22 protein-coding genes are annotated in these 23,478 nt (G+C 36.6%); 1 reads left to right on the top strand and 21 read right to left on the bottom strand.

The window, feature by feature from the left end; genetic code table 11:
- Positions 1-78 precede the first annotated feature (78 nt).
- The 21 genes from ftsZ to CLOS_RS07050 form a co-directional block, all read right to left on the bottom strand.
- A complete protein-coding gene (ftsZ, locus tag CLOS_RS07145) occupies positions 79-1,185 on the bottom strand; it encodes a cell division protein FtsZ (protein ID WP_012159241.1) in 1,107 nt (368 codons plus the stop codon).
- 331 nt (positions 1,186-1,516) lie between these two features.
- Positions 1,517-1,858, bottom strand: coding sequence for a small basic family protein (locus tag CLOS_RS07140; RefSeq protein WP_012159240.1), 342 nt, complete (start codon positions 1,856-1,858; stop codon positions 1,517-1,519).
- Positions 1,859-2,581, bottom strand: a complete 723-nt coding sequence (locus CLOS_RS07135) for a DUF881 domain-containing protein (protein ID WP_012159239.1) — start codon at positions 2,579-2,581, stop codon at positions 1,859-1,861.
- A 16-nt stretch (positions 2,582-2,597) separates the two neighbouring features.
- Positions 2,598-3,329: a DUF881 domain-containing protein gene (locus CLOS_RS07130; protein ID WP_012159238.1), complete on the bottom strand. Its 732-nt coding sequence runs from the start codon at positions 3,327-3,329 to the stop codon at positions 2,598-2,600.
- Positions 3,330-3,332: 3 nt separating this feature from the next.
- Positions 3,333-4,115, bottom strand: a complete 783-nt coding sequence (locus tag CLOS_RS07125; RefSeq protein WP_012159237.1) for a cell division protein FtsQ/DivIB — start codon at positions 4,113-4,115, stop codon at positions 3,333-3,335.
- A gap of 68 nt (positions 4,116-4,183) precedes the next feature.
- Complete coding sequence (gene murA / locus CLOS_RS07120; RefSeq protein WP_012159236.1) at positions 4,184-5,449, bottom strand: UDP-N-acetylglucosamine 1-carboxyvinyltransferase; 1,266 nt, start codon at positions 5,447-5,449, stop codon at positions 4,184-4,186.
- Between the two features lie 111 nt (positions 5,450-5,560).
- Positions 5,561-6,661, bottom strand: coding sequence for an undecaprenyldiphospho-muramoylpentapeptide beta-N-acetylglucosaminyltransferase (gene murG, locus CLOS_RS07115; protein ID WP_012159235.1), 1,101 nt, complete (start codon positions 6,659-6,661; stop codon positions 5,561-5,563).
- 5 nt (positions 6,662-6,666) lie between these two features.
- On the bottom strand, positions 6,667-7,791 hold the full coding sequence (ftsW, locus tag CLOS_RS07110; RefSeq protein WP_041719101.1) for a putative lipid II flippase FtsW: 1,125 nt from the start codon (positions 7,789-7,791) through the stop codon (positions 6,667-6,669).
- A gap of 4 nt (positions 7,792-7,795) precedes the next feature.
- Positions 7,796-9,160, bottom strand: a complete 1,365-nt coding sequence (gene murD, locus CLOS_RS07105) for a UDP-N-acetylmuramoyl-L-alanine--D-glutamate ligase (RefSeq protein ID WP_012159233.1) — start codon at positions 9,158-9,160, stop codon at positions 7,796-7,798.
- A gap of 16 nt (positions 9,161-9,176) precedes the next feature.
- The gene (gene mraY, locus CLOS_RS07100) at positions 9,177-10,175 is read right to left on the bottom strand and encodes a phospho-N-acetylmuramoyl-pentapeptide-transferase (protein WP_012159232.1); all 999 of its coding nucleotides are present in this window, start codon (positions 10,173-10,175) and stop codon (positions 9,177-9,179) included.
- Between the two features lie 6 nt (positions 10,176-10,181).
- Positions 10,182-11,576 carry a UDP-N-acetylmuramoyl-tripeptide--D-alanyl-D-alanine ligase gene (locus tag CLOS_RS07095; protein ID WP_012159231.1) on the bottom strand — a complete coding sequence of 465 codons (1,395 nt, stop codon included), beginning with the start codon at positions 11,574-11,576 and terminating at the stop codon, positions 10,182-10,184.
- Positions 11,573-13,036 (bottom strand): UDP-N-acetylmuramoyl-L-alanyl-D-glutamate--2,6-diaminopimelate ligase, encoded by a 1,464-nt coding sequence (locus CLOS_RS07090; RefSeq protein WP_012159230.1) that lies wholly within the window; start codon positions 13,034-13,036, stop codon positions 11,573-11,575. Before CLOS_RS07090 ends, CLOS_RS07095 begins: the two co-directional genes overlap by 4 nt.
- Before the next feature lie 140 nt (positions 13,037-13,176).
- The gene (locus CLOS_RS07085; protein ID WP_012159229.1) at positions 13,177-15,345 is read right to left on the bottom strand and encodes a penicillin-binding protein; all 2,169 of its coding nucleotides are present in this window, start codon (positions 15,343-15,345) and stop codon (positions 13,177-13,179) included.
- A 13-nt stretch (positions 15,346-15,358) separates the two neighbouring features.
- The gene (locus tag CLOS_RS07080; protein ID WP_012159228.1) at positions 15,359-15,847 is read right to left on the bottom strand and encodes an FtsB/FtsL family cell division protein; all 489 of its coding nucleotides are present in this window, start codon (positions 15,845-15,847) and stop codon (positions 15,359-15,361) included.
- Positions 15,848-15,880: 33 nt separating this feature from the next.
- Positions 15,881-16,816, bottom strand: a complete 936-nt coding sequence (gene rsmH, locus CLOS_RS07075) for a 16S rRNA (cytosine(1402)-N(4))-methyltransferase RsmH (RefSeq protein ID WP_012159227.1) — start codon at positions 16,814-16,816, stop codon at positions 15,881-15,883.
- A 21-nt stretch (positions 16,817-16,837) separates the two neighbouring features.
- Positions 16,838-17,269, bottom strand: a complete 432-nt coding sequence (mraZ, locus tag CLOS_RS07070) for a division/cell wall cluster transcriptional repressor MraZ (protein WP_012159226.1) — start codon at positions 17,267-17,269, stop codon at positions 16,838-16,840.
- A 314-nt stretch (positions 17,270-17,583) separates the two neighbouring features.
- Entirely contained in the window at positions 17,584-17,742 is a 159-nt protein-coding gene (locus CLOS_RS15580) for an aspartyl-phosphate phosphatase Spo0E family protein (RefSeq protein ID WP_012159225.1), read from the bottom strand.
- A 240-nt stretch (positions 17,743-17,982) separates the two neighbouring features.
- Complete coding sequence (gene lgt, locus CLOS_RS07065) at positions 17,983-18,717, bottom strand: prolipoprotein diacylglyceryl transferase (protein WP_012159224.1); 735 nt, start codon at positions 18,715-18,717, stop codon at positions 17,983-17,985.
- Between the two features lie 114 nt (positions 18,718-18,831).
- Positions 18,832-20,121 (bottom strand): EF-P 5-aminopentanol modification-associated protein YfmH, encoded by a 1,290-nt coding sequence (gene yfmH, locus CLOS_RS07060; RefSeq protein ID WP_012159223.1) that lies wholly within the window; start codon positions 20,119-20,121, stop codon positions 18,832-18,834.
- Positions 20,122-20,140: 19 nt separating this feature from the next.
- Positions 20,141-21,403 carry an EF-P 5-aminopentanol modification-associated protein YfmF gene (gene yfmF, locus CLOS_RS07055; RefSeq protein ID WP_012159222.1) on the bottom strand — a complete coding sequence of 421 codons (1,263 nt, stop codon included), beginning with the start codon at positions 21,401-21,403 and terminating at the stop codon, positions 20,141-20,143.
- Between the two features lie 71 nt (positions 21,404-21,474).
- Positions 21,475-22,047 carry a YhcN/YlaJ family sporulation lipoprotein gene (locus CLOS_RS07050; RefSeq protein WP_012159221.1) on the bottom strand — a complete coding sequence of 191 codons (573 nt, stop codon included), beginning with the start codon at positions 22,045-22,047 and terminating at the stop codon, positions 21,475-21,477.
- A gap of 322 nt (positions 22,048-22,369) precedes the next feature.
- On the opposite strand from CLOS_RS07050, the gene ychF reads away from it, so the two are divergent.
- A complete protein-coding gene (gene ychF, locus CLOS_RS07045) occupies positions 22,370-23,464 on the top strand; it encodes a redox-regulated ATPase YchF (RefSeq protein WP_012159220.1) in 1,095 nt (364 codons plus the stop codon).
- Positions 23,465-23,478 lie beyond the last annotated feature (14 nt).

The following is a 23,478-nucleotide window of genomic DNA, read 5'->3' as shown; positions in this document are numbered from 1 at the left end:
TTTCTATTTACTTCTTTAATTTAATTCATTCCAATAAATATCATCTTATTAAAGCTGAAAGCGAGAATTGCCACAATGCTATTTTCTTCTTCTAAGGAAAATCGGAATATCTAGGTCCTCATTTCTTTCAGATTTCATTGTTTTGGTATCTTCTTCCTCTGTAACTGCTACTTCCGCTACCTCTGGTTTTTTGATAATGGTTTTCTCCTTCACATCAATCTTTTTTATGATGTCATTATCGAAGCCTGTAGCAATAACTGTAATTCTAATTTCATCTTTTAAATCCTCATTGATTACAGCACCAAAAATAATGTTTGCATCTTGATCCGCAGCTTGTGCAACTAATTCTGCTGCTTCATTAACTTCAAGTAATCCTAGGTTAGATCCTCCTGTAATATTGAGCAGTACGCCTTTTGCACCTGCAATTGAGGTCTCTAATAGTGGACTCTGGATTGCTTGTCTTGCAGCTTCTGCCGCTCGGTTTTCTCCACTTGCCCTACCGATACCCATATGCGCTAAACCTTGCTCGGACATAATTGTTTTTACGTCAGCAAAGTCCAAATTCACGAGTCCAGGAACAGCGATTAAGTCAGAAATACCTTGTACCCCTTGCATCAATACATCATCTGCTATTTTGAAGGCTTCTAGCATTGTCGTTCTTTTTTCTATCACTTGAAGCAGTCGATCATTTGGAATGGTTACCAAGGTATCTACTCTACCCTTTAACTCCATTACACCGTGCTCTGCGTGCATCATTCTTCTCTTTCCCTCAAAGGTAAATGGCTTTGTCACAACACCGACTGTAAGTATGCCCAAATCTTTAGCGATTTCTGCAACGATGGGTGCAGCACCTGTACCAGTTCCACCACCCATTCCGGAGGTGATGAATACCATATCTGCCCCTTGAAGTAGCTGAGCAATATCTTCTCTGCTTTCTTCAGCAGCCTTCTTTCCAATTTCAGGATTTGCTCCCGCACCTAAACCTCTCGTAAGTTTCTCACCGATTTGCAATTTATGTTCTGCTTTAGAAGTGAACAATGCCTGCTTATCTGTGTTTACAGAAATAAATTCTACACCCTTTAAGCCTGAATCAATCATACGATTTACAGCATTATTTCCTCCGCCGCCCACACCAATTACCTTTATGTTAGCAAACGGTTCCATATTCATATCGAATTCCAACACAATATTACCCCCTTATTATGTAAATAGCAACATTCGTTTTTATGTCATGGAAGATTCCATGTGATTCCTAATAAATATTGTACTTAAATTAATATAAATCTTATACGATACTTTATTAAAAGAATATTTAAAGCTATGAATTTTTATAAACTATAGAGTAATTCAACAAAAATCACGAATTTCCTTTTTTTATTTATAACAATCTATAAAAAAGTTGATGTCAATATTTAGAAATAAAAAAATGAGGATAAAGTCCTAATGATTCTTTTGTTTTTTATAACCTCTGCCCTATATGTTTACACGCATAGCATTCTTTTTAAAGGTACTCATTTTATTTAGAGCGAATTCGTCCTAAAAAATGTCTTCTTATAATTGCAAAATTTTGGAAAAGTCTACTGCCAAATGCGAAAATTGCTGCATAGTATAGCGGAACGCCTAATCGATCCCCTATATATGCTAAGAATCCAGCCAATATCGCATTGCCAAAAAATCCTGAAACAAAGATTTCCGTATTGAATTTATCTTCCAATATGGATCGCACTGCTCCAAAAACAGAGTCCATTGCAGCTAAAATTGCAACGGATATATAAAGTGCATACTTTGCTGGATAAGTGATATCCAATTGTAAACCTAAAACAAGACCTAGAACTAAACCTACGATAGCAAAAATCATCTACTCACCTTCCTTCGGTGTTAAGTATTTCCATGATATATTATTATGATATCTCGAAATCCGCACATTATCATATACTTCTACTTCCACGCCTAAACCATAAATATCCTTTAAAATGGTCGCATGGGAATCTGGTGACTTTACTGCTGCACTTAAGGTGTCTTTATTGCCAATTGCTTTTATAATAAACGGCTGACCATAAGTGTAGTTATTAATAGTAATGGTAGGACCTGCACATTTGATTTCAGAAAGGCTAATGACCCTTTGTCCATTGATGGACAAGGCTTCAGCACCTGCAATTTTTAAATCATTTGCGATTGTAAGAATATCCCTATCATGTACAATGATATTGTTTGGATCCTCAAATTCATATAACTCCCTCTCACTGTCACTAACCTTAATAATAATTCCGGCTCCCTCCACATCTAGAAACCCACTGATGGTTTTTAAAAGTTGATTCTCTCTGTCAAGAACATCTTTGATACTACCACCCTGCTGAATTGCTTTTTCATATTCATTTAATTTGTTCCTATTTAGGGAAATTTGCTCTTTAAGATTGGATACTTCTTCTTGTTCTCTTTTTACCATATTTTGAAGATCTGCTATGGTATTCAATGTCACAAAGCTATAGTCACCTTGTACATTTTTTAATTGAATCGCTATAAAAGCACCTAAGATAATACATAGAATTGCAATAATCACTTTGTTTAACTGTATTTTCATTTTAAGTTCTACCTTTCTAAGAAGTAGCGTTCATCGGCTTTGCATATTGGAAGTTTGTTGTCTTGTTATAGCGAGGGATCGTAATGGTATTTTCCTTTTTGATGTTGACTTGCAAATTATATCCTTCCCTCATTTCTTCTGCAATACCAAATCGAATGTTTAGAGCAGCTTCCAATGATTCTGCATCTCCAATGGCTTTAATAACGAATGGCGGCAATGTGGGAACTGAATTTACAAGAACTGAATTGGATGTATAATAAATTTCAGTCATCGAAGTATATCTTTGATCATTAATCGATATAGCTTCTGCTCCGGCACCATTTAATATATTTACAGCACTTAAAAGTAGCTCGTAGTTATACATGATCGTACTGCTGCTTTCCCCTTCCCCTAGATGGGTTTGTATCGGATCATCTATTGTAAGAATAATTCCAGGACCTTCTACGGTTTTGTACCCAGATACTATTTGATATTTTTCTAAATCATTTTTCAAATTTCTTATAATAAAATTTTCATCAGCTTCTGATAGTTCATATTCTTTTAATCGTAGCTCTAATTGAGTCAATTCCTCTGTCAAGGTGGTCTTTTCTGTTCTCAGCTTCTTTAGCTCCAATGCCAGCTGTTGTGCTTTTTGTGTAGATAAAACGCCACCAGTGCTTTTATTTACTGTTTTAAGCTGCGTCGATATGGTTACACCTAAAATAATGCAAAGGGCACTTAAAGCAATCTTACCTTTCAAGTCTTTCATATGCTATTCCTCCAATGTATCTCTATTAATGACAGAAATATTCCCATCAAATCGCATGTCTATTATAACATTTTTTATGTTTTTCGTGTATAAATTTACCAAAATTTCATCCAATGCTACCATAAGATACGCAGGGTCTTTCCCTTCACCTAGCCATATATCCCCGCCATTCAGCGTAATCAGGCGAATGTTTTTTTCGTCGCTGATGTTAATTTCTGAAATCATGTCAAATATCGAAGTCATTCTTGCCGCTGCCAATATATCCAAAGCACTTTTCAGCACCTTATTGTTAGTGGCATCAATTTTTTCTCCCGTTTTAAAGCTTTTAAATTCTACACCTGTGATTAAAATATGATCATTGGCAATGTAGCTTTCAGAAGCTTTCAAAACTACATTTTCATCATCGATATATATATACGAACCCATATAAGGTATTATAGCATATTCTTCTCTCTCTTTCACTTCAACGGAGATCGTTCTTGGCAGCTTTCTCCGAACCTTCGTATCCTTTACATAAGGATGTGTTTTAATATTATCCTGTATTTCCTTTAAATTGAACTTAAATATATTCTTATTCATTGCTAGTTTAGAGACCTGGATCAGTTCCTCTTCCTGTATGACCATATTGCCTTGGACCACAATTTCTTTTAGGTTCATCAGATCCGACTGCAGTAGGTAATATACTCCCCAGAATATAAACACTACAGCAAAGAGTACGCTTGAAATTTTCATTTTGATTTGTCGCATTTTTTTTCGTTTTTCAGCATAGCTTTTTTTCGAATCCATTCCATCCCCTACTTTCAGCTTGTCCCATTTTCTATATTTTTAATTGCAGCTTATTGCTGCAATTAATATTATACCATTGTTGGAGAATCCTTGGCTACATTAGCACCCAATGAATTTAGAACCTGGTGTATATTTTCATAGCCTCTTTCAATGTGTTTGATATTTTCTATAATCGTTGTACCTTCTGCAGCTAACCCTGCTAGGATCAAAGCTGCTCCACCGCGTAAATCCTGTGCTACCACTGTGGCACCACTGAGCTTCGGTACGCCCTTAATAATAGCTACCCTTCCATCAACCTTGATATTAGCGCCCATTCTTATGAGTTCATTTGCATGCTTATACCGATTTTCAAAGATATTTTCCGTAACGATGGTGATGCCATCGCTGAGTGTCATTAGGGACATCATCTGCGCCTGCATATCCGTAGGGTATCCGGGATACGGCAGCGTTCGAATGGATTCGATGGCTTTGATATCCTTTGGGGCTATTAATTTTAAACTGTGATTATAGATTTGCACGATACAGCCAGCTTCCCTCAACTTATATAGAATGGACTGCAGATGCTCATGGATTACATTTCGTAGAACAATTTCACCCTTTGTAATCGCTGTAGCGATTAAATAAGTTCCTGCTACAATTCTGTCCGGTATAATATTATGTTCTACATCATAAAGTCGCTCCACACCCTCAATGCGAATCGTTGCAGTCCCCGAGCCTGAAACACGGCCGCCCATGGCGTTTAAAAAGTTTTCCAAATCAATAATTTCAGGTTCTCTCGCAGCATTTCTTATGATGGTGGTTCCCTTGGCAAATACAGCAGCCAACATGATATTTTCTGTAGCACCTACACTTGGAAAATCCAATTGTATTTCGCATCCCTTTAGCTCTTTGGCCTCACAATTTAAAAAGCCATGCTTTTCTTCTATCTTTGCACCCATTTCACGCAAAGATTTCAGATGTAAATCAATGGGCCTTTGCCCAATTTCACATCCACCGGGATAGCTTATTTTTACTTTTCCATACCGAGATAACAGCGCTCCTAAAAAAATAATGGAGGATCTCATCTCTCTTACTAAGGTCTCTGGTATTTCATAATTGTTCAATTCCTTTGAATTCACTACGATGGTCCCATTTTCTCTTTCAACTGAACAGCCCAAAGATATTAGGATTTTCTCCATTATGTCTACATCCAAGAGATTCGGTATATCATGAACAATGTTCGTACCGCCATTTAATACAGTTGCTGCTAAAATTGGGAGTACAGAATTCTTTGCGCCTCCCACCCTTATTTCACCATGAATCCTATTACCACCGGAAATAATGATTTTACTCACTATTAATTCACCTCCAGAACGAATATCTTTATAAAATATAGATTGCATATTATGTATCAAAAAACAAATATATAATCATAATATGCAATAGTCCCAAAGGTGTGTTATTATTTATTTTCTTTCTAATAAGGCCTGCATTTCACTATAGATTCTGTCTGCTGCATCCCTTATTCCTTCCTTATAGCTGGCCGCTTCCATCTTCTTCACAACCTGAATATTCCCTATGATATCCTGTATTTTTTTATTTAAAATTTCTCCAGACAATTCATCCTCACGAATGACTACAGCCGCACCTTTATTGCCCATCGCATTGGCATTGTACTCCTGATGGTTCTCTGCAGTATGTGCCTTCGGTATCAAGATGGATGCCTTTCCTACAGCAGTGACCTCAGCAATGGTAATAGCACCAGCACTGCAAACAATGAGATCACATGCCTTTAAAGCATGGGGCATATCATTGACATAGGCGAATACTTTATGTTTGGATTGTAAGCTTTCAGCATTGATACTTTCCAAGGTGCTTTTGTATAATCTTTTCCCCGTTACCAAAAGTAGCCTGTACTTATTCGGTTGGTATTGATTTAAAATCTCTACAACAGCTCTATTAATTTTTAAAGCGCCGCCGCTTCCTCCAACAACTAAAACCAGCGGTAAATCTGAATCAGTTTTATATCGAGCACTGGCTTCTACCTCTGTAACCTCCATAAAATCCGATCGGATCGGATTTCCTGTCACAACTAGTTTGTTTTTGTGTTTAAAGTATTTTTCAGCATCTTTGAAACTCAAGGCGATTCGATCTACATACCGATCTAAAATACGATTGGTTAGCCCTGGAAAAACATTCTGCTCATGAATCATGGTCCTAATCCCTAATTTGGATGCCATATACAATACAGGCCCGCATACAAAACCGCCGGTTCCAATAACAATGTCTGGTTTAAACTCTTTGATTATTTTTCTAGCCTCCGCGATTCCCTTTAACAACATGGCTGCACTTTTTACATTATGTAGTGAAATTTTTCTTTTCAGATAACTTACAGTAACGTATTTTATCGGATACCCTGCTTTCGGAACAATCTCACTTTCCATTCCATTTTCTGTTCCTATAAATAAAATCTCCGCCTTCGGATGTTGTTCCTTTATTTTATTGGCAATGGATATCGCTGGGTAAATATGGCCCCCAGTGCCACCACCACTTAATATTACGCGCATCGCCCTCAGCTCCTGTCTAAATTAGTGTGTTTCGATATATTCAATACAATCCCTATGGCCGACATAAAAATAACCAAGGAGCTGCCGCCATAGCTTATAAACGGAAGTGGTATCCCTGTAGCAGGCATGGAAGATGTTGCAACAGCAATATTGATCATAACCTGTACAGCGATCATTGTGATCACTCCTGTGGACATAAGGCATCCTAGCATATCTGGCGCACTCATGGCAATTTTTATTCCTCTCCATATCAATATCATAAATAAAAGTATTACGGTTATACCACCGATGAATCCCAGCTCTTCTGCAATGATTGAAAATATAAAATCATTTTGTGGCTCCGGTAGATAGAAGTGCTTCTGTACACTTCTGCCCAGACCTCTGCCAAATATGCCACCTGTACCTATGGCGAGCAGAGATTGTATAACCTGATATCCTTTATCCGTTGGATCCTTCCAGGGATCTAGGAAGGTGGTGATTCTTTCTGCTTTATATCCACCCTTCCCGCTGAATAAAATATATGCCAATAATAAAGTAATGGCTCCTACACCGGTTCCTGCAATGCTTAAAAAATGAGAGAACTTGATGCCACCAACAAAAACCATAGCAAAAATCATGACCACCACTACAAAGGCCGTACTAAAATCTGGTTGCTTGAAAATTAAACCAAAATATAATCCGATAATCATTAGATAAGGAAGTATCCCTTGGGAAAATGTCTGCATCTTTTCTTTCTTACGGCTAATGCTGGTCGGTATAAATATGATGGCAGCAAATTTAGCTACTTCGGAAGGCATAAACGTTAAGGACTCCCCAACACCGAGCCATCTCCTTGCATAGTTTCTTTCAATTCCTAATGGGGTGAGTACCAAAATAAGCAGGATGATACTCACGATAAAAGCGAGATTGGCATATTTCGACCAATGCCAATAATTCACCTTAGAGAAGAAAATCATCGCAAGGGTTCCCACCACTGCCCATATCGAAACCCTTTTCAGATAATGATACCCATCACCTAAGTTGACTAAGGTGTATGAATAGCTGGAGCTGAATACCATGATAATCCCTATGGCAACTAACATACATACGGAAATAAGTAGAATAAAATCTAGGGGCTGCTTCTTTGCCATTCTTCTACCTCCTCAAATTTGCAACAATTTCTTTAAAATGTTTCCCTCTCATTTCAAAATTCTCATACATGTCCCAGCTGGCACATGCAGGTGAAAGCAGTACAGTATCCCCTTGGATTGCAATATCATAAGCCTTTTTCACCGCTTCATCTAAATTCTGAACTTTCGTTACATCTATAAAGTTCAGCTTTTTTGCTGTTTCCATCAATGTATTTGCTGTTTCTCCATATACAAACATATGCTTTACCTTTCCATCAAATGCATTGATAAACTCATCAAAATCACTACCTTTGTCGTACCCCCCCGCGATTAATAAAATCGGCGTATTAATTCCTTCGATCCCCTTAATTGAGGCGTCTGGATTTGTTCCTTTAGAGTCATTGATGAATCTTACACCATGGATCACATCTACAATTTCAGTTCGGTGTTCTACACCTTTAAAGGTTTTTAGCGTATGTTGAATCACATCGATATCAACACCTAAAGATAGGGTCATGGCCGTAGCTGCTAAAGCATTTTCCAGATTGTGATTGCCAGGAATAAAGATATCATCTTTAGAAATAATTTCTTTTTTATGGCCATCTTTTAGTGCTACGATTTTTCCATCCTCAACAAAAACACCTTCCTCCAAAAGTGTCCTCCTGCTAAAATAAACTTTCTTAGCGTAGATCTGCTTACTTTCTTCTCGCAATTTTACATCATCGTAGTTTATGACAGCGATATCTTCTGCACCTTGATTCTTGAATATATTAAATTTCGCCTTTTGATAGTTCTCCATAGTTTTATGTCGATTCAAATGGTCCGGCGTTAAATTTAATATGGCACCGACTTGAGGTCGAAAATCTACGATGCTTTCCAATTGAAAGCTGCTCGCTTCAATTACAATGACATCGTCTGCCGTTGTTTCCAATGCCTTCGATATAAAGGCTACGCCAATATTACCCACTACATGAGTTCTTCTACCAGCATTTTTAAAAATTTCCCCAACTAAAGATGTTGTCGTCGTCTTTCCATTGGTTCCAGTAATGGCTACAATGTGTCCTTGTGCTAATCTATACGCCAGCTCGATCTCTCCAATAATCTCGATCCCTCTCGCCCTCAAATTTTCTATAAAAGGGATATCCAGTGGTACTCCAGGGGAAACAACCACTAAATCTAAAGGCGCTGAAAGTTCCTCAATCTCTGGATGCTTGCCAAGAATATATTGAATCGGATGATCCGAAAGTAGCTTCATGCTTTCCTTTAACGCTTCCTCTTTTTTAGAATCATTTACGATAACATTGGCTCCCAACTGACACAGTACTTTTACTAAAGGTATGCCCGTAACGGCAAAACCGATGACCAATACATTTTTCTCTTTTAGATTCATATGTGCACCTACTTTCCTAATTTAGCCCTAGCATACCGATCAAGCATAGGATGACCGTAACGATCCAAAACACGATCACAACTTTAGTTTCAGCCCAACCGCTCAATTCATAATGATGGTGAAGTGGACTCATCTTAAATATACGCTTTCCAGTAAGTTTAAAAGAAATTACCTGTAAAATAACGGACAGTGCTTCTGCAAAATATATGCCCCCTACGATGGGTACAATCAGCGCTACATTCATCAATATAGCCACTGCTGAAATTGCACCTCCTAGTGCCAAGGAGCCCGTATCTCCCATAAAAACCTGAGCAGGATGGGAGTTAAATCTTAAAAATCCTAAACAGGATCCTGTCACTGCAGCAGCAAAAATAGCTAAAGAAGGATATCCCCACTCCATGGCTAAAATCGAAAAGAATGCTGCAACAATCAACGTCACCCCTGAAGCTAAACCATCTAGGCCATCCGTTAGATTTACGCTATTAACAGTGGCTACAACGACGAATACGATAAAAGGTATGTATAGGATTCCTAAATCTAAATACTGCGGTATAGTAAAACTGCCTAGAGTCAAACTACCTTTGACAAACGGAACAATTATTTTTGTGCCCATAACAGAAATATTAGACTGGTAGATGGCTAGAAAAACAGCGACAATAATTTGTAAACTCATCTTTTGATAGGCTCTTAACCCTAAAGATCTTTTTAAAACCACCTTAATAAAATCATCAATAAAGCCAATAAGTCCAAAGGCAACCATCGCCCCTATAGCAACCCATAAATCTTGATTGATGAGCCCCGCTGTAAAAGAAGTCACCAATACAGATGCAATGATGATGAGGCCACCAATGGTAGGTGTACCCGTTTTTTGTAGATGACTTCTTGGCCCTTCCTCCCGAACGGTTTGACCTACTTTAAGCTTCTTTAAAAACGGTATGATTAAAGGCCCCAATATCAGTGTTATAAAAAATCCAATAATAATCGTATATATCATCTGCTTATGTTCTAATATCATTTTGTATTAGCTCCTCTCTTGTAAAAAGTTGACGATTTCCTCCATAGCCATGCCTCTGGAGCCTTTGACTAAAATAGCATCCTCTTCCTGAACAAACTGCCCAAGCATTTCAATCGCCTCTTTATTATTGAATACATGCCGGATACTGTTTTCTTCAATCCCATATTTTTTAGCTTCCAAGCCGATCCAATTGGCCATTTCTCCTACAGTAACTAAGATATCGATGTTCTTCTTAGCAAAGTATGCACCCACACTGCGATGTCCCTCTTCTGAGAAGCTTCCCATTTCAAACATATTCCCTAGCACTGCAATTTTTCTATTGGATTTCATATGATCTAGAACATCCAATGCCGCTTTCATAGAATCAGGGCTCGCATTATAAGCATCATTAATTATTTTCATCCTACCTTTTGTGATGACTTCCAGCCTCATTTTAGACGGCTGAAAGCCATCCAGTCCTCTCTGTATTTCTTCGAAGGTCATATGATATTTCAGGCCGATCCACACAGCTGCTAATGCATTGTATACATTATGTATGCCCAATTGTCTTATTTTAAATGGTACCGCTTCTCCATTGATTTCTACAGTAAAAGCACTGCCCTCTTCTCCTAAATCTTCAACACTCATCGGATAAAAGTCATTCGTTGAAGATAAACCATAAAAAATAACGGTGTAATCCTTATCGTCTTTGTGGATGCATCTTAAATATTCGTCATCGCCATTGACCAATAGGTAATTTCCTTCTTTAAAATTAGAAGCAATCTCCATTTTTGCTTTCAAAATTCCTTCCTTGCTCCCAAGATGTTCTATATGAGAAACACCGATATTAGTAATAACGCCAATTTCAGGATGAACCATATCAACTAAATCTCGTATTTCACCAAAGGAGGACATCCCCATCTCTAATACAGAAATTTGATGATTTTCTTCTAAATTAAATAAAGTTAGGGGTAGCCCAATTTCATTATTAAAATTTCCAAGATTTTTATGTACATTAAACTTACCAGATAAAACACCACTGATGAGATCCTTCGTGCTGGTTTTGCCCACACTGCCTGTAACACCGATAAATGGAATCGGAAACAGTTTCCGATAATAAACGCTAATCGCTTGTAATGCCTTTAAGGTATCCTTCACCTCAATCAGCCAAACATCATTGAATGCCTGGATGGTCTTTGTATTGTGTCCTTCCTGAACAAAGACTGCTTGGGCTCCGTTTTTTATGGCCTCCTCTATGAAGGTGTGACCATCAAATTTCTCACCAATTAAAGGGACGAATAAACTACCTTTTTGGATGGTGCGAGTGTCTGTTGATACACTTCCAATGGTGTCAACAGAACCTTTTTTTATTATGGTACCATTACACGCCCTTGCAATGGCCTGAATATTTTGCTTCATCATATGAGTCCTTCCTTCCTGGCTATTTCCAATGCTACTTCTCTGTCATCAAAATAAAAGACTTCATTCCCAATGACTTGGGTCTTTTCATGACCCTTGCCTGCCAGGATAATGATATCCTTTTCTTCTGCAATCTTCATAGCATATTCAATGGCACATCTTCTGTCTATCATTATTTTATATTGATCTGTTACCTGCTTTATGCCATCTTCAATCATTTCTATTATTTTTAGTGGCTCTTCTGTTCTTGGATTATCCGACGTTATGATGGAATAATCACTATACTTCCCAGAAATCTCTCCCATGATCCTTCTTTTTGTTTTATCACGGTCTCCACCACAACCAAATACAGTAATGATACGCTTGGGTGCAAACTTTCTTGTAGAAATCAATATATTCTCTAAAGCATCCGGTGTATGGGCATAGTCTATAATTACAGAGTTTCTTTGTATTTCCTCAACTACTTCAAACCGTCCTGGTACACCTTTCATGGCCTCTAATGCTATGGATATTTCCTCTAGGCTCAATCCCAATATATAGCATATCAATATGGACGGCATTGCATTGTATACCGTGAACAAACCCGGTATTTTAACATGAAATTCCTTGCTATCCTGCCCCATATGCAGTTGAAAACTTACACCCTTCAGATTTATCTTCAGGTCTGTGGCATAGACATCCGCCTGCTGATTCATTCCAAATGTAATTAAGGGTATTTGCTCCTCTTTCAATTCTTCTGCAATCATTTTTCCATGAATATCATCAACATTAATAATATTACATAAAGTTGTTTTATAAAACAACTTTTTCTTTGCATTTCGATAATGATCCATATCTTCATGAAAATCTAAATGCTCCGGTGTTAAATTCGTAAATATGCCCATAGTAAACTTTGTATGGTCGACTCGCCCTAATTCTAATGCGTGGGAAGATACCTCCATAACACAGGTATCTACTTTTTGCTCAACCATTTCATTCAATATTTTTTGCAATTCCAAAGATTCCGGTGTGGTTCTTACGGCTTCAATTTCTTTATTCCCGATCCAGTTAGAAATAGTACCGATTAAACCAACATTTATATTATAATACCCTAGAATGGATTTAACCATATAGGTAATTGATGTTTTTCCATTAGTTCCCGTTACGCCCACAAGCTTTAGTGTGTTGGTAGGAAATTTGTAAAAACGGCTGGCAACGGCAGCCAAAGCCTTTCTTGAATTTTCTACCTTGATCGTTGTTGTTCCCTCTATTGCGATTTCTTTTTCCGAAAGAATTGCTACAGCACCCCTTTGAATCGCTTCGTTGATGTATAAAGAACCTGTAGTTTTAAAGCCTTCAATGCATATAAATAAGCTTTTCTGCGTTACGAATCTGGAGTCAAAATAAATATCTTCTATATCAATATCCATATTACCAATAATTTTCTCTACTTGAATCCCTTTTAACAATTCTTGTAAGTACATTCTTACACCTCCAATAGGCTCCCTTAGATATTATTAACTGTTATCCTAATTTTTAAAAGGCAACTATCAATTAAAGTGGTTTTCTTTAATCTTTAGCTGCCTATTCTTTAAATATGTTAATGTCGGATAAGAATTAGATTTTATTCCGGCTTAAATTCTACACTAATGATCGTTTCCGATTCTACAATTGTTCCTGCTTCTGGATATTGAGTAATGGCCATACCGCTACCACTTACCTTTAGCTTTAGTCCTAGATTACTCAGGATATAGTTCGCCTCTTTGATAGTTTTACCTGTTAAATCTGGAACCTCTACCGTAGAAGGAATATCTGCATTGGGTTTTGTATAGAGTAAAATAATTGATTTTTCTGGTACACTTGCACCTGGTTTCGGAAACATATCAACGACCATATCATTTTGATCTGCATAATACTCTGGCTCTATGTTAAATTGAAGCTTCTGGTCTAGTAAGATCTGACCCGCTTCTTTTACAGTCATATTTCGAACCTCTGGTACGGTGATTTTCGCTCTACCAAACTCTTCTTCTTCTTTATCCGTATATTTGGGTTTAACATCTAAATATCTCAAGGTTTCTTCTAATACCTCTTTCGCTATTGGTGCTGCAGTTGTACTTCCATAAGTACTGAATCCACCAGGTTCATCAACAATGGCTAGTATTGCTAGTTTAGGATCGTCAGCTGGCGCTATACCGATAAACGAAGATACATACAAGCCCTGTGCGTACTTACCGCCCACAACCTTTTGGGCCGTACCTGTTTTTCCACCCACTCTGTAGCCTGGAATATAGGCATGACTTCCGCCACCGTCTGAAACAACAGATTCCATGATTTCTCTCATAACTTTAGAAGTTTTTTCAGAGATTACTTGGCGAACCATAGTCTCTTCAAAACGATGAACCACATTACCATCTTGATCTGTCAGTTCTTTTACGATTCTAGGTTGCATTAACTTTCCATCATTTGCAATTGCAGAAACTGCAGTGATTAACTGGATCGGTGTTACCGAAATACTTTGCCCAAAGGATATTGTTGCAAGTTCAACAGGTCCTACATTTTTTATATTATACATCAGAGATTTTCTCTCGCCCGGTAAATCAATTCCAGTGGTATCGGATATACCAAATCCGTCGATATAATTATAGAAGGTTTGAACGCCCATTCTTTGCCCCAATTCTACAAAAACTGGGTTACATGAGTTCTGTACTGCTTCCACTAGGGTTTGATGACCATGAGGGTTATACCATCTCCAACATCTGATTCTTGTTCCAGCAACGATCACATGACCGTTATCTACAAAAGTGCTTTGCGGTGTAGCCACACCTTCTTCTAAAGCTGCTGCCGTCGTTAATAGCTTAAATGTGGACCCCGGCTCATAGGTATCATTGATTAAAGGATTCCTCCACATGGCATACCATGCTTCCAGCTTTTTATCTTGATCCATCTGATCGATTTGGAGCTTTAATTCTTCATTCAAAGGCGTTCTCGGTTCATTGGGATCATAGTCTGGCTTTGCAGCCATGGATAAGATTTCTCCAGTTCTTATATCCATCACGATTACAGATACTCTTTTTGCTTTATTAATGGCTAAGGCGTTATCCACTGCCTTTTCGGAAAAATGCTGTATTACTTCATCTATGGTTAAAACAACATTCAATCCATTTTCTGCTTGATGGTATTTTTCTGTACTGAAGGAAAGCTGCCTACCTGCACCGTCCGTACTTTTAATCCATCTGCCGGGAATACCACTCAAATATTTTTCATACTCTAGTTCAATACCGGACATTCCTTTATTGTCGTTGGTCGTATGTCCCAATACATAGGCTGCAAAATTACCATAGGGATAAAATCGCTTATTATCTTCTGCCACTGAAATCCCCTTTAATCTTTCCGCTCGAACGGCTTTCGCTAAATCATCGTCTATATAGGGAGCAATCTTTACGATGTACTGACGATTGGTTAGTTTCGTTAAGACCTCTGCTTCATCTAAATTTAAGATGCCTGCTAAAATACTGGCTGTTTTTTCAGGCTCTGCAATTTCATTTGGGTGACCCCATACTGTATTCGTACTGGCGCTAATGGCCAGCTCTTTTCCATTTCTATCATAAATAACGCCTCGTTTTGCCGGTATGGGGATATCCCTCGTCTGTTGTTTATCTGCAAGCTCTTTGTATCGTTCCCCTTTTACTATCTGTATCCACCCTAGTCGTATAATAAGTAAAAATAGTACCAAAGATACGGCAGAAAAAATAAATAGAAGTCTTCTTTTGCTAGAAATACTAGGCTGTGACACTGAACCTCCCCCTTTAAATTCTGATAACACTAACTAATTTAGAAAAGAAAGCTGGTATGTTTTTCTCAGATTTAAGATGCGCATTTTCAATGTTTATCTTTTCTAATTCTTTAGCAATCATTGCAACCTTTGAAGGATTAACGTTGATGTATATAATTTGATCTTGCGTTGGATAAACCATATTAATTCTCGACTTTGCTTCGCTCTCAATCCACCCCGATCTAGAAACTGTTTCAACAGAAACTCGAAGCTTTTCTTTTTCTCCTTCTAATTTTTCTATTTGTTTTTGTAAGCTATTCACTCTATGTCGCGCTTCCGTAATCGCCATAAACCTCGTCAATAAAAGAATACTGCATGAAAGTGTAACCAGTAATACGCCACAAATTATTAATTTCTCTAATTTATAGGTTTTATTGGGCCTTCTATTCTTATTGGTTTTAGGTGCTTGCTGCTCCTCCATATGCTGATGAATATACGTAGATTCTTCTCGAGCTAATACCAATTTTATTCACCCTTTCTTCAGATTAGAACTGGACTATATTTTTTCGGCAACACGCAATTTAGCACTTCTTGCCCTAGGGTTCAATTCCAGTTCTTCTTCCGTAGGCACTATGGGTTTGCGCGTTATAATCTTTACTGCAGGCTTCCGATCGCATCGACATATTGGAAATTCTGGCGGACAAATACATGGATTGCTCAAATCTCTAAAAGCATTTTTAACGATTCGATCTTCTAATGAATGGAATGTTATAATACAGATTCTGCCACCAGGATTTAAATTTCTGACCGCATCGTCTATGGTTTTGTTGATAATCTCCAATTCTCCGTTTACTTCGATTCTTATGGCTTGAAAGGTTCTCTTCGCCGGATGAGGACCATCTATCCGTGCTCCCTTCGGTATTGCTCTTTTAATAACATCTACCAGTTGGTGCGTCGTCGTTATTGGTTCCTCTTTTCTAAAATCTACAATAAAATTCGCAATACGCTTTGCCCACTTTTCTTCGCCATAGTTTTTAATAATGTTTTCTAAATCTTTTTCAGTATATGAGTTCACGACTTCCATGGCACTGACTGCTTGCCTAGTGTCCATTCGCATATCCAGCGGTGCATCATGCATATATGAGAATCCTCTGTCTGCTTCGTCCAGTTGATGAGATGAAACACCTAAATCCAGTAGTATACCATCAATACCATCTATTTCTAAATTCTGTAGAATAGCGTCGATATTACTGAAGTTATCTCTGACTAGTTTTATCCGTTCCTTCATGGGAGTTAGTTTTTCTCCAGCTGCTTTAATTGCATTCTCGTCCTGGTCGATTCCAATCAGTAGCCCTTTGTCACTCAGTCGTTTAGCAATTTCGCTGGAATGACCAGCGCCTCCTAAGGTTCCATCCACATAGATACCGTTCTCTTTTATATTTAAATTTTCAATACATTCTTCTAATAAAACCGACACATGTTTAAAATCCATTTCATCACCTTCATCTATATTTTAAATGCCTAGTTCAGCCATTTTATTTGCTATTTCATCGTAACTTAAATTATCATCACTGTTATATTTTTCCCACTCTACATTGCTCCAAATTTCCACCCTTGTGCCTACGCCGATAATGATCGCTTCCTTTTCCAATAGAGCATGTTCTCTTAAATTCGCAGGAATTCGGATCCTTCCTTGGCTGTCCAGCTCACATTCCGATGCACCTGAAAAAAAGAAACGAACAAATGCCCTTGCATCTTTATTGGTCATGGGTAATTGCTTCAGTTTGTTTTCTAATATGCCCCATTCATCGGAAGAATATATAAATAGACAGTTGTCCAAACCCTTGGTAAGGATAAAATGCTCACCTAATTCTTCTCTGAATTTTGCAGGTATACTAACTCTTCCTTTTGTATCAACTGCATGGTTGTATTCCCCAATGAACATTTTCACCCCACCTTTATGGGCTTTTGCCCCACTCCGTACCACTTTTCACCACTTTTAATTACTATTCTATCATTTTTCTAAAAATCCTTCTATATATTTTAAATTTAAATAATAAAAAATAGTACGATCGCCCTGGATCGTACTATTTCATCCCTCTTCATTACTCCACATAAGAAAAGCTGCCCTCAAAGGCAGCTTATATAGATTATCTATTTTATTTTCTAGTATAATCTTTTTTTATTTTTATTAGTAATTAATTATCCAAAATTTAAGTATAATTAATTCTGTAGAAAGATTCCGATGCATTGAATGAACTACATCGCTTGAACCATATTTTTATCGGCTTCTCTATAATAATTAACAATTAATTGATCTAATTCTATGCTTAAATCATATATTAATTTATTATCTGCTTTATTTAAAATCATTTCGTTGAGCATCCCCCGTAGTCTCTCTATTTCTCTTGTTAACATTTCTTCACCCCAATTGTCATTTTCTAAGTTGATATTATAATATCAGACATGATTCAATATTAGTTAAATAATTAGAGCTTGTCAAATGAAATTAAGGCAATTTAATTCAACAAAGTACATATATTCTATTTTTTCCTCTTAATTTCTCATTTAAATAACTTAAATCTTACTTTTTATATAATTTTGTATTTTTATCGTTCTTTTTGCATTAGACAAACAATTACAGAATAATAGGATATCTTAGTATTTTCTTTTTTTTCTTCTTAAAATCGAACCGATGATCATTGCCCCTATAATACTAATGATGCTGATGACCTGAGCGACTCTCAAAGGACCTATCATTAAGCTGTCGGTTCTTAGTCCTTCTATAAAGAACCTTGCTACAGAATATAGGATGATATACAGAATAAAGATCTCACCGTTATACTTTTTCTTTCCTGAGTAGTAGGACAGAAAACAAAATACGATAAAATTCCAAATTGACTCATATAAAAATGTAGGATGAACACGAACACCGTTGACCTCTATAGCCCAAGGTAAATTCGTAGGCCCACCATGAGCTTCTTGGTTTGCATAATTCCCCCATCTACCGATGGCCTGGCCCAGTATAATGCTTGGCGCACAAATATCAGCTAGGGTCCAAAATTTAATCTTTTTATATCTAGAAAATAAATATCCCACCAACACGCCACCTATAATTGCACCGTGTATCGCAAGTCCACCTTGTCTTATGTTTAAAATCTGTTCTGGATGCTTTGCGTAATAATCCCAACTAAAGATTACGTAATATGCCCTAGCGCCAACAATAGCTACAGGCACAGCTATAAGAGACAAGTCAATGATAACATCATTATATAAGCCTTCCTTTTTCGCTCTGTATGTCGCAATCCCAATTCCAAACAGTATTCCCATGGATATGAGTATTCCATACCAAGCAACCTCTATCCCAAAAATTGTAAATGCAATCGGATTCATTAGAACACCTCTCTCTTCTGATTAATATAATTTTATTTTAAATAGCATATTAAATTATATTACATTTAGAGATGATTTAAAAGTACATTCCTTTTTTTATTTCGAACCCTCTTCCTAAGATTTTATGATGGATAGAATTTGTCTTTCCTTTAAAAAATAACTTTTAAATCTCTTTTCAACTTTTTCAAAGGTTGTTTCTTTTAAAACATCAATATATTCAATAAAATTAATGTCTTTAAAAATATAGGATATGAAGGAGCTTCCAACGAACTCCAAAGAATTCAAAGAGGTTATATTCTCTCCCATCTGCTTTTTCTTAATTCTTATGAAATCTTCTTCTGCTAAGCCGTGATTCATTTTTTCATTCATATAGGTATCCATAATTTCTAGAACCTCTGTTGGGTTTTTAGATTCCCCTCCAACTACAATATGTCCATAATTTATATGACCAGAATAATCTCCACCAAAGGACTCGTTAATGAGACCTTTTTGATATAAATGCTCATATAGTTCCGAACTTTTACCGAATAATATATCTAACAGAAGCCTTAGTTCAATTTCTTTCTCTAAGAGTTGTCTTCCTTTTAAATTTAAATCCACGTCTTTATATCCTACATAAAACAAAGGAAGGGATACTGCCATAGAATCTACAATAATAGATTGGTTGATTTCTACTGGTTCCTCCGGATAATTTCGAGTTTCCTTTTCCATTGTATGTTCTAAAACCTTATGGTTATAATATTGCTCAACCGTTTCAAAAATTTTCTCTTTTTCTAAATCTCCAGATACAAACAACACCATATTTTCTGGCCTATAAAATGTATTGTAACAGTCGTATAATTCTTCCTTTGTAATTCTAGTAATACTCTCTACGGTTCCCGCAATATTGTTTCTTACAGGATGCTCTCTATACATGGATTTTAAAGCATTAAAATATACCTTCCAGTCGGGATTGTCTTCGTACATCTTAATCTCTTGAGCAATAATTCCCTTTTCCTTTTCCACGTTTTCGTCAGTAAAATATGGATTTTGAACAAAGGAAACTAAATCATATAAATTTTTATAAAAATTGTCTGTAGAGGTGAAGTAATAGGCAGTAACATTAAAATTAGTGTATGCATTTACGTTTGCTCCCCTTGCAGCAAATTGATCAAAAACATTGCCCTCTTTCTCCTCAAATATTTTATGCTCTAAAAAATGTGCAACCCCTTCATTTACATTGTAAATGATACCTTCCTTATTTCTTTTAAAGCTTACATCATTGGACCCGAAGTTGGTAGCAAAAATAGCATATTGCTTGGTATAGCCTTTTTTAGGCATATAAAAAACTCTCAACCCATTTTTCAAAACTTTTTCATAAACAATCTCTTGAACAAAGTTGCCTCTGTATTCAATCATCTCCATCAACTATGCCTCCTTTAACTTAATTTCTCAGGGAATAAATCGTATCCAATTTAATTTTTTGGGCTACCGTTATTACTTCATCTTTTGTAACACGCTCTATTTTTTTTATAAGTTCTTCCAAGGATTCTACGTTATTGGCGAATAGTTGACCAAATAAATACTCAGCCAAGCTGTTTGAATGATCGCCAAACTCCCGAATGGAATTGATTATTGATTTTTTAGCATACTCTATTTCACTATCTTGAATATTTCCTTGCATCATTTCCAACATTTGATCGTTTATGGCGGCCTTTGCTATATGAAAATTTTCAACTTCAATACCACTGCTGATTAGCATCAAACCTGCATATTTTTCCACCCTAGAGAAGATATAGTAACAGAGGCTATTTTTTTCTCTCATATTTAAGAAGAGTTTTGACTGAGGACCTCCTCCTAAAATATTAGAGTATACCATTAAAGCTGGATATCGTTTGTCATATAAGGATATATTTGTACGATACCCCAATGTTAATTTCCCTTGGTTGATATCCATGATTTCTTCTTTTTCCTTTATTTCCTTAGGAATTTTTCCATCTGCTTCTTTCTTGATATTTACTGGGTGGTCCATCTGTAAAGTAAGGATACGTAATAAACTTTCTTTTATTTTAATGTGATCAATATTTCCTACTGCAATGATGTCCAGTGGACCAGAACTTATGACTTTCTTATAATGATCATACAGCTTTTGTGGCGTCATACCGTCTAGATCTTCCGTATAACCATATTCATAAATACCATATTGCTCATTTTCACACATGATCTCAATACACCGGTCTACTGCGTACTTCATCTTATCATTCATACGCCCTTCTATTTGACTCCTTAGGTTTTCTTTTTCTTGGGCTACATAGGTATTTAAAAATCCATCATTTTCTAAAATGGGATCCGCTAAAATGCTATTGAGTAGCTTGATTCCCTCATATAAAAGATTCTCTCCCTCTGCGTAAATATCATCCATTATCGTTAAAGAAAATCGAATAATTTGTGCGCCACCTTTTTTGGTCACGTCTCCAGATATATTAGCTCCATAGAGGGCTTCTAGCTTTTTATTGATTTCTTTCGAAGTCTTATATTCTTTCGTTCCTCTTTGCATGACCATGGGTAAAATTGCATTATAGGTAACCTCTTCTCTAATCAAAGGTCTTTGAAAATAAAAATTAATCACATTGGTTTTAAATTTGTTCTCTTTGATTGTATGTAAATAAATATTATTTTTTATTTCTTCACTGATTATATGTTTCATAGAAATCCTCCTAATAAATATAAATATAGACGAAGAAGACTTCGCCTATATTTAATATATGCAGCAAATTTTTATGCACCAGGTGTTACTCTTCGAATAATCTCTTCTATCTCTTGTCCAAAACCACTCAAAGGTTTTCCATTGCCTATATCTTTGGCAATATTCTCTATTCTAGTAAATAAATCTGGATCTGCAGTTACAGAAACTCGAGTAATATTTTTATCCACAGCTTTTACGGCATTCTCTACTTTTTGTTTAACTTGTGCATTTAAGGTTCCTTTAGTACCAGATGTCATATTGATACCAACCAATGCGGTATTTCCTGTAATAACCACAGTTGCACTTTTAACGTCTTCTACTTTCGTTACTTCAGCTGCAATTTTATCAGCCTTATCGGTCATATTTGTATTCGATAGATTATTTGGCTCTGCATTTCTTTCTAGGTCTGTGTTCATTCTATTGTTGTCTATGGTTGTATTATTTGTTCTTGGTACAGTATTTTCAGTGATCGGTGTATTATTGTTCATATTTTGTTGATTTGGAGTTGTTTGAGGTACTGGTCTTTTAGCTGGTGTACAACCTATAGCAAAAATAGATACGGCCAATAAAATACTAAATCCTAATAGCATATTTTTATTTTTCAAAATATCACCTCCTAACTATATTGTTGCTTTTAAATATAATTTTATTTATCTACTTTTTTCACGTTCTACTATTAATTTACATGGATTTTAATTTATATTTTGTATAGCTATGGTAAATTTTTAATTTTTTTTATTCTAAAGGGAATAAATTCTTTACTTATTGCTAAGAAATGTAGAATCATGTATAATTTTTATTGTATGCTTTTTTATATTTAGAAATTATAGGATAAAAAAGGAACCACTTGAAGCTTTGCCGTAAAAATTTTAAACATGGAAAAAGCGCTCATTTATTTTTAGCCTAATTATAGAGAGGAAGATTTTGATGAAACTAGGTATTGTTGGATTACCGAATGTGGGTAAAAGCACATTATTTAATGCGATTACACAGGCCGGTGCAGAGTCTGCAAACTACCCATTCTGTACAATTGAGCCCAACGTAGGTGTTGTTTCCGTTCCAGATTACAGATTGAATGTTCTTAGAGATATGCATAACTCTGAGAAGGTGTTGCCCGCTGCGATTGAATTTTATGATATTGCAGGTCTTGTTCGAGGCGCTAGTAAGGGAGAGGGGTTAGGAAACAAATTCTTATCCCATATACGAGAAGTAGCTTCCATCGTCCACGTCGTTCGGTGCTTCGATGATTCAAACATCACCCATGTAGATGGTAGCGTGGACCCTATTCGTGATGTGGAAACCATCAACCTTGAACTTGTTTTTTCAGACATCGAAGTCGTTGAAAAAAGAATTCAGAAAACTGAAAAGCTCCTAAAAAGTGATAAATCTCTGGCTGCAGAGCTGGAACTTTCAAAAAGAATCTTAGCAGCTTTAGAGGAAGGTATTTCCGCACGAGCACTGGAGTACGATGAAAAAGAAAATGAATTATTAAAGACATTTAATCTGCTTTCGTCAAAGCCTATCATCTATGTTGCTAATGTTTCCGAAGATGAAGTGGCAGAAGACGGTGCAAATAATCCGTACGTTCAAAAGTTAAGAGAATATGCAAAAAGTGAGTCTGCTGAGGTTGTTGTTATCTGTGCTAAAATCGAGGAAGAGATCTCCGAACTGGAGGATGAAGAAAAGCAAATGTTCTTAGAGGAATTGGGGTTAAAGCAGTCTGGCTTAGATCGATTGGTACAAGCGTCATACTCTCTTTTAGGGCTCATTAGTTTTTTGACAGCTGGACCAAAGGAAGTAAGAGCTTGGACCATTAAAAATGGAACGAAAGCTCCTGGTGCAGCGGGTAAAATTCATACAGATTTTGAAAGAGGATTTATCCGTGCAGAGGTCGTAGCCTTTAAAGATCTACTGGAACATGGTAGCCACAATGCTGCTAAGGAAAAAGGCTTGGTCCGACTTGAAGGAAAAGAATACGTAGTAAAAGACGGTGATGTAATTCTATTTAGATTCAACGTATAAAAAAACTAGGTGGC

Origin of the sequence: Alkaliphilus oremlandii OhILAs, assembly GCF_000018325.1 — a bacterium.
Lineage (GTDB): Bacteria > Bacillota > Clostridia > Peptostreptococcales > Natronincolaceae > Alkaliphilus_B > Alkaliphilus_B oremlandii.
Note: the sequence above shows the minus strand (reverse complement) of the source record. Positions and strands in the feature narration are given on the sequence as shown.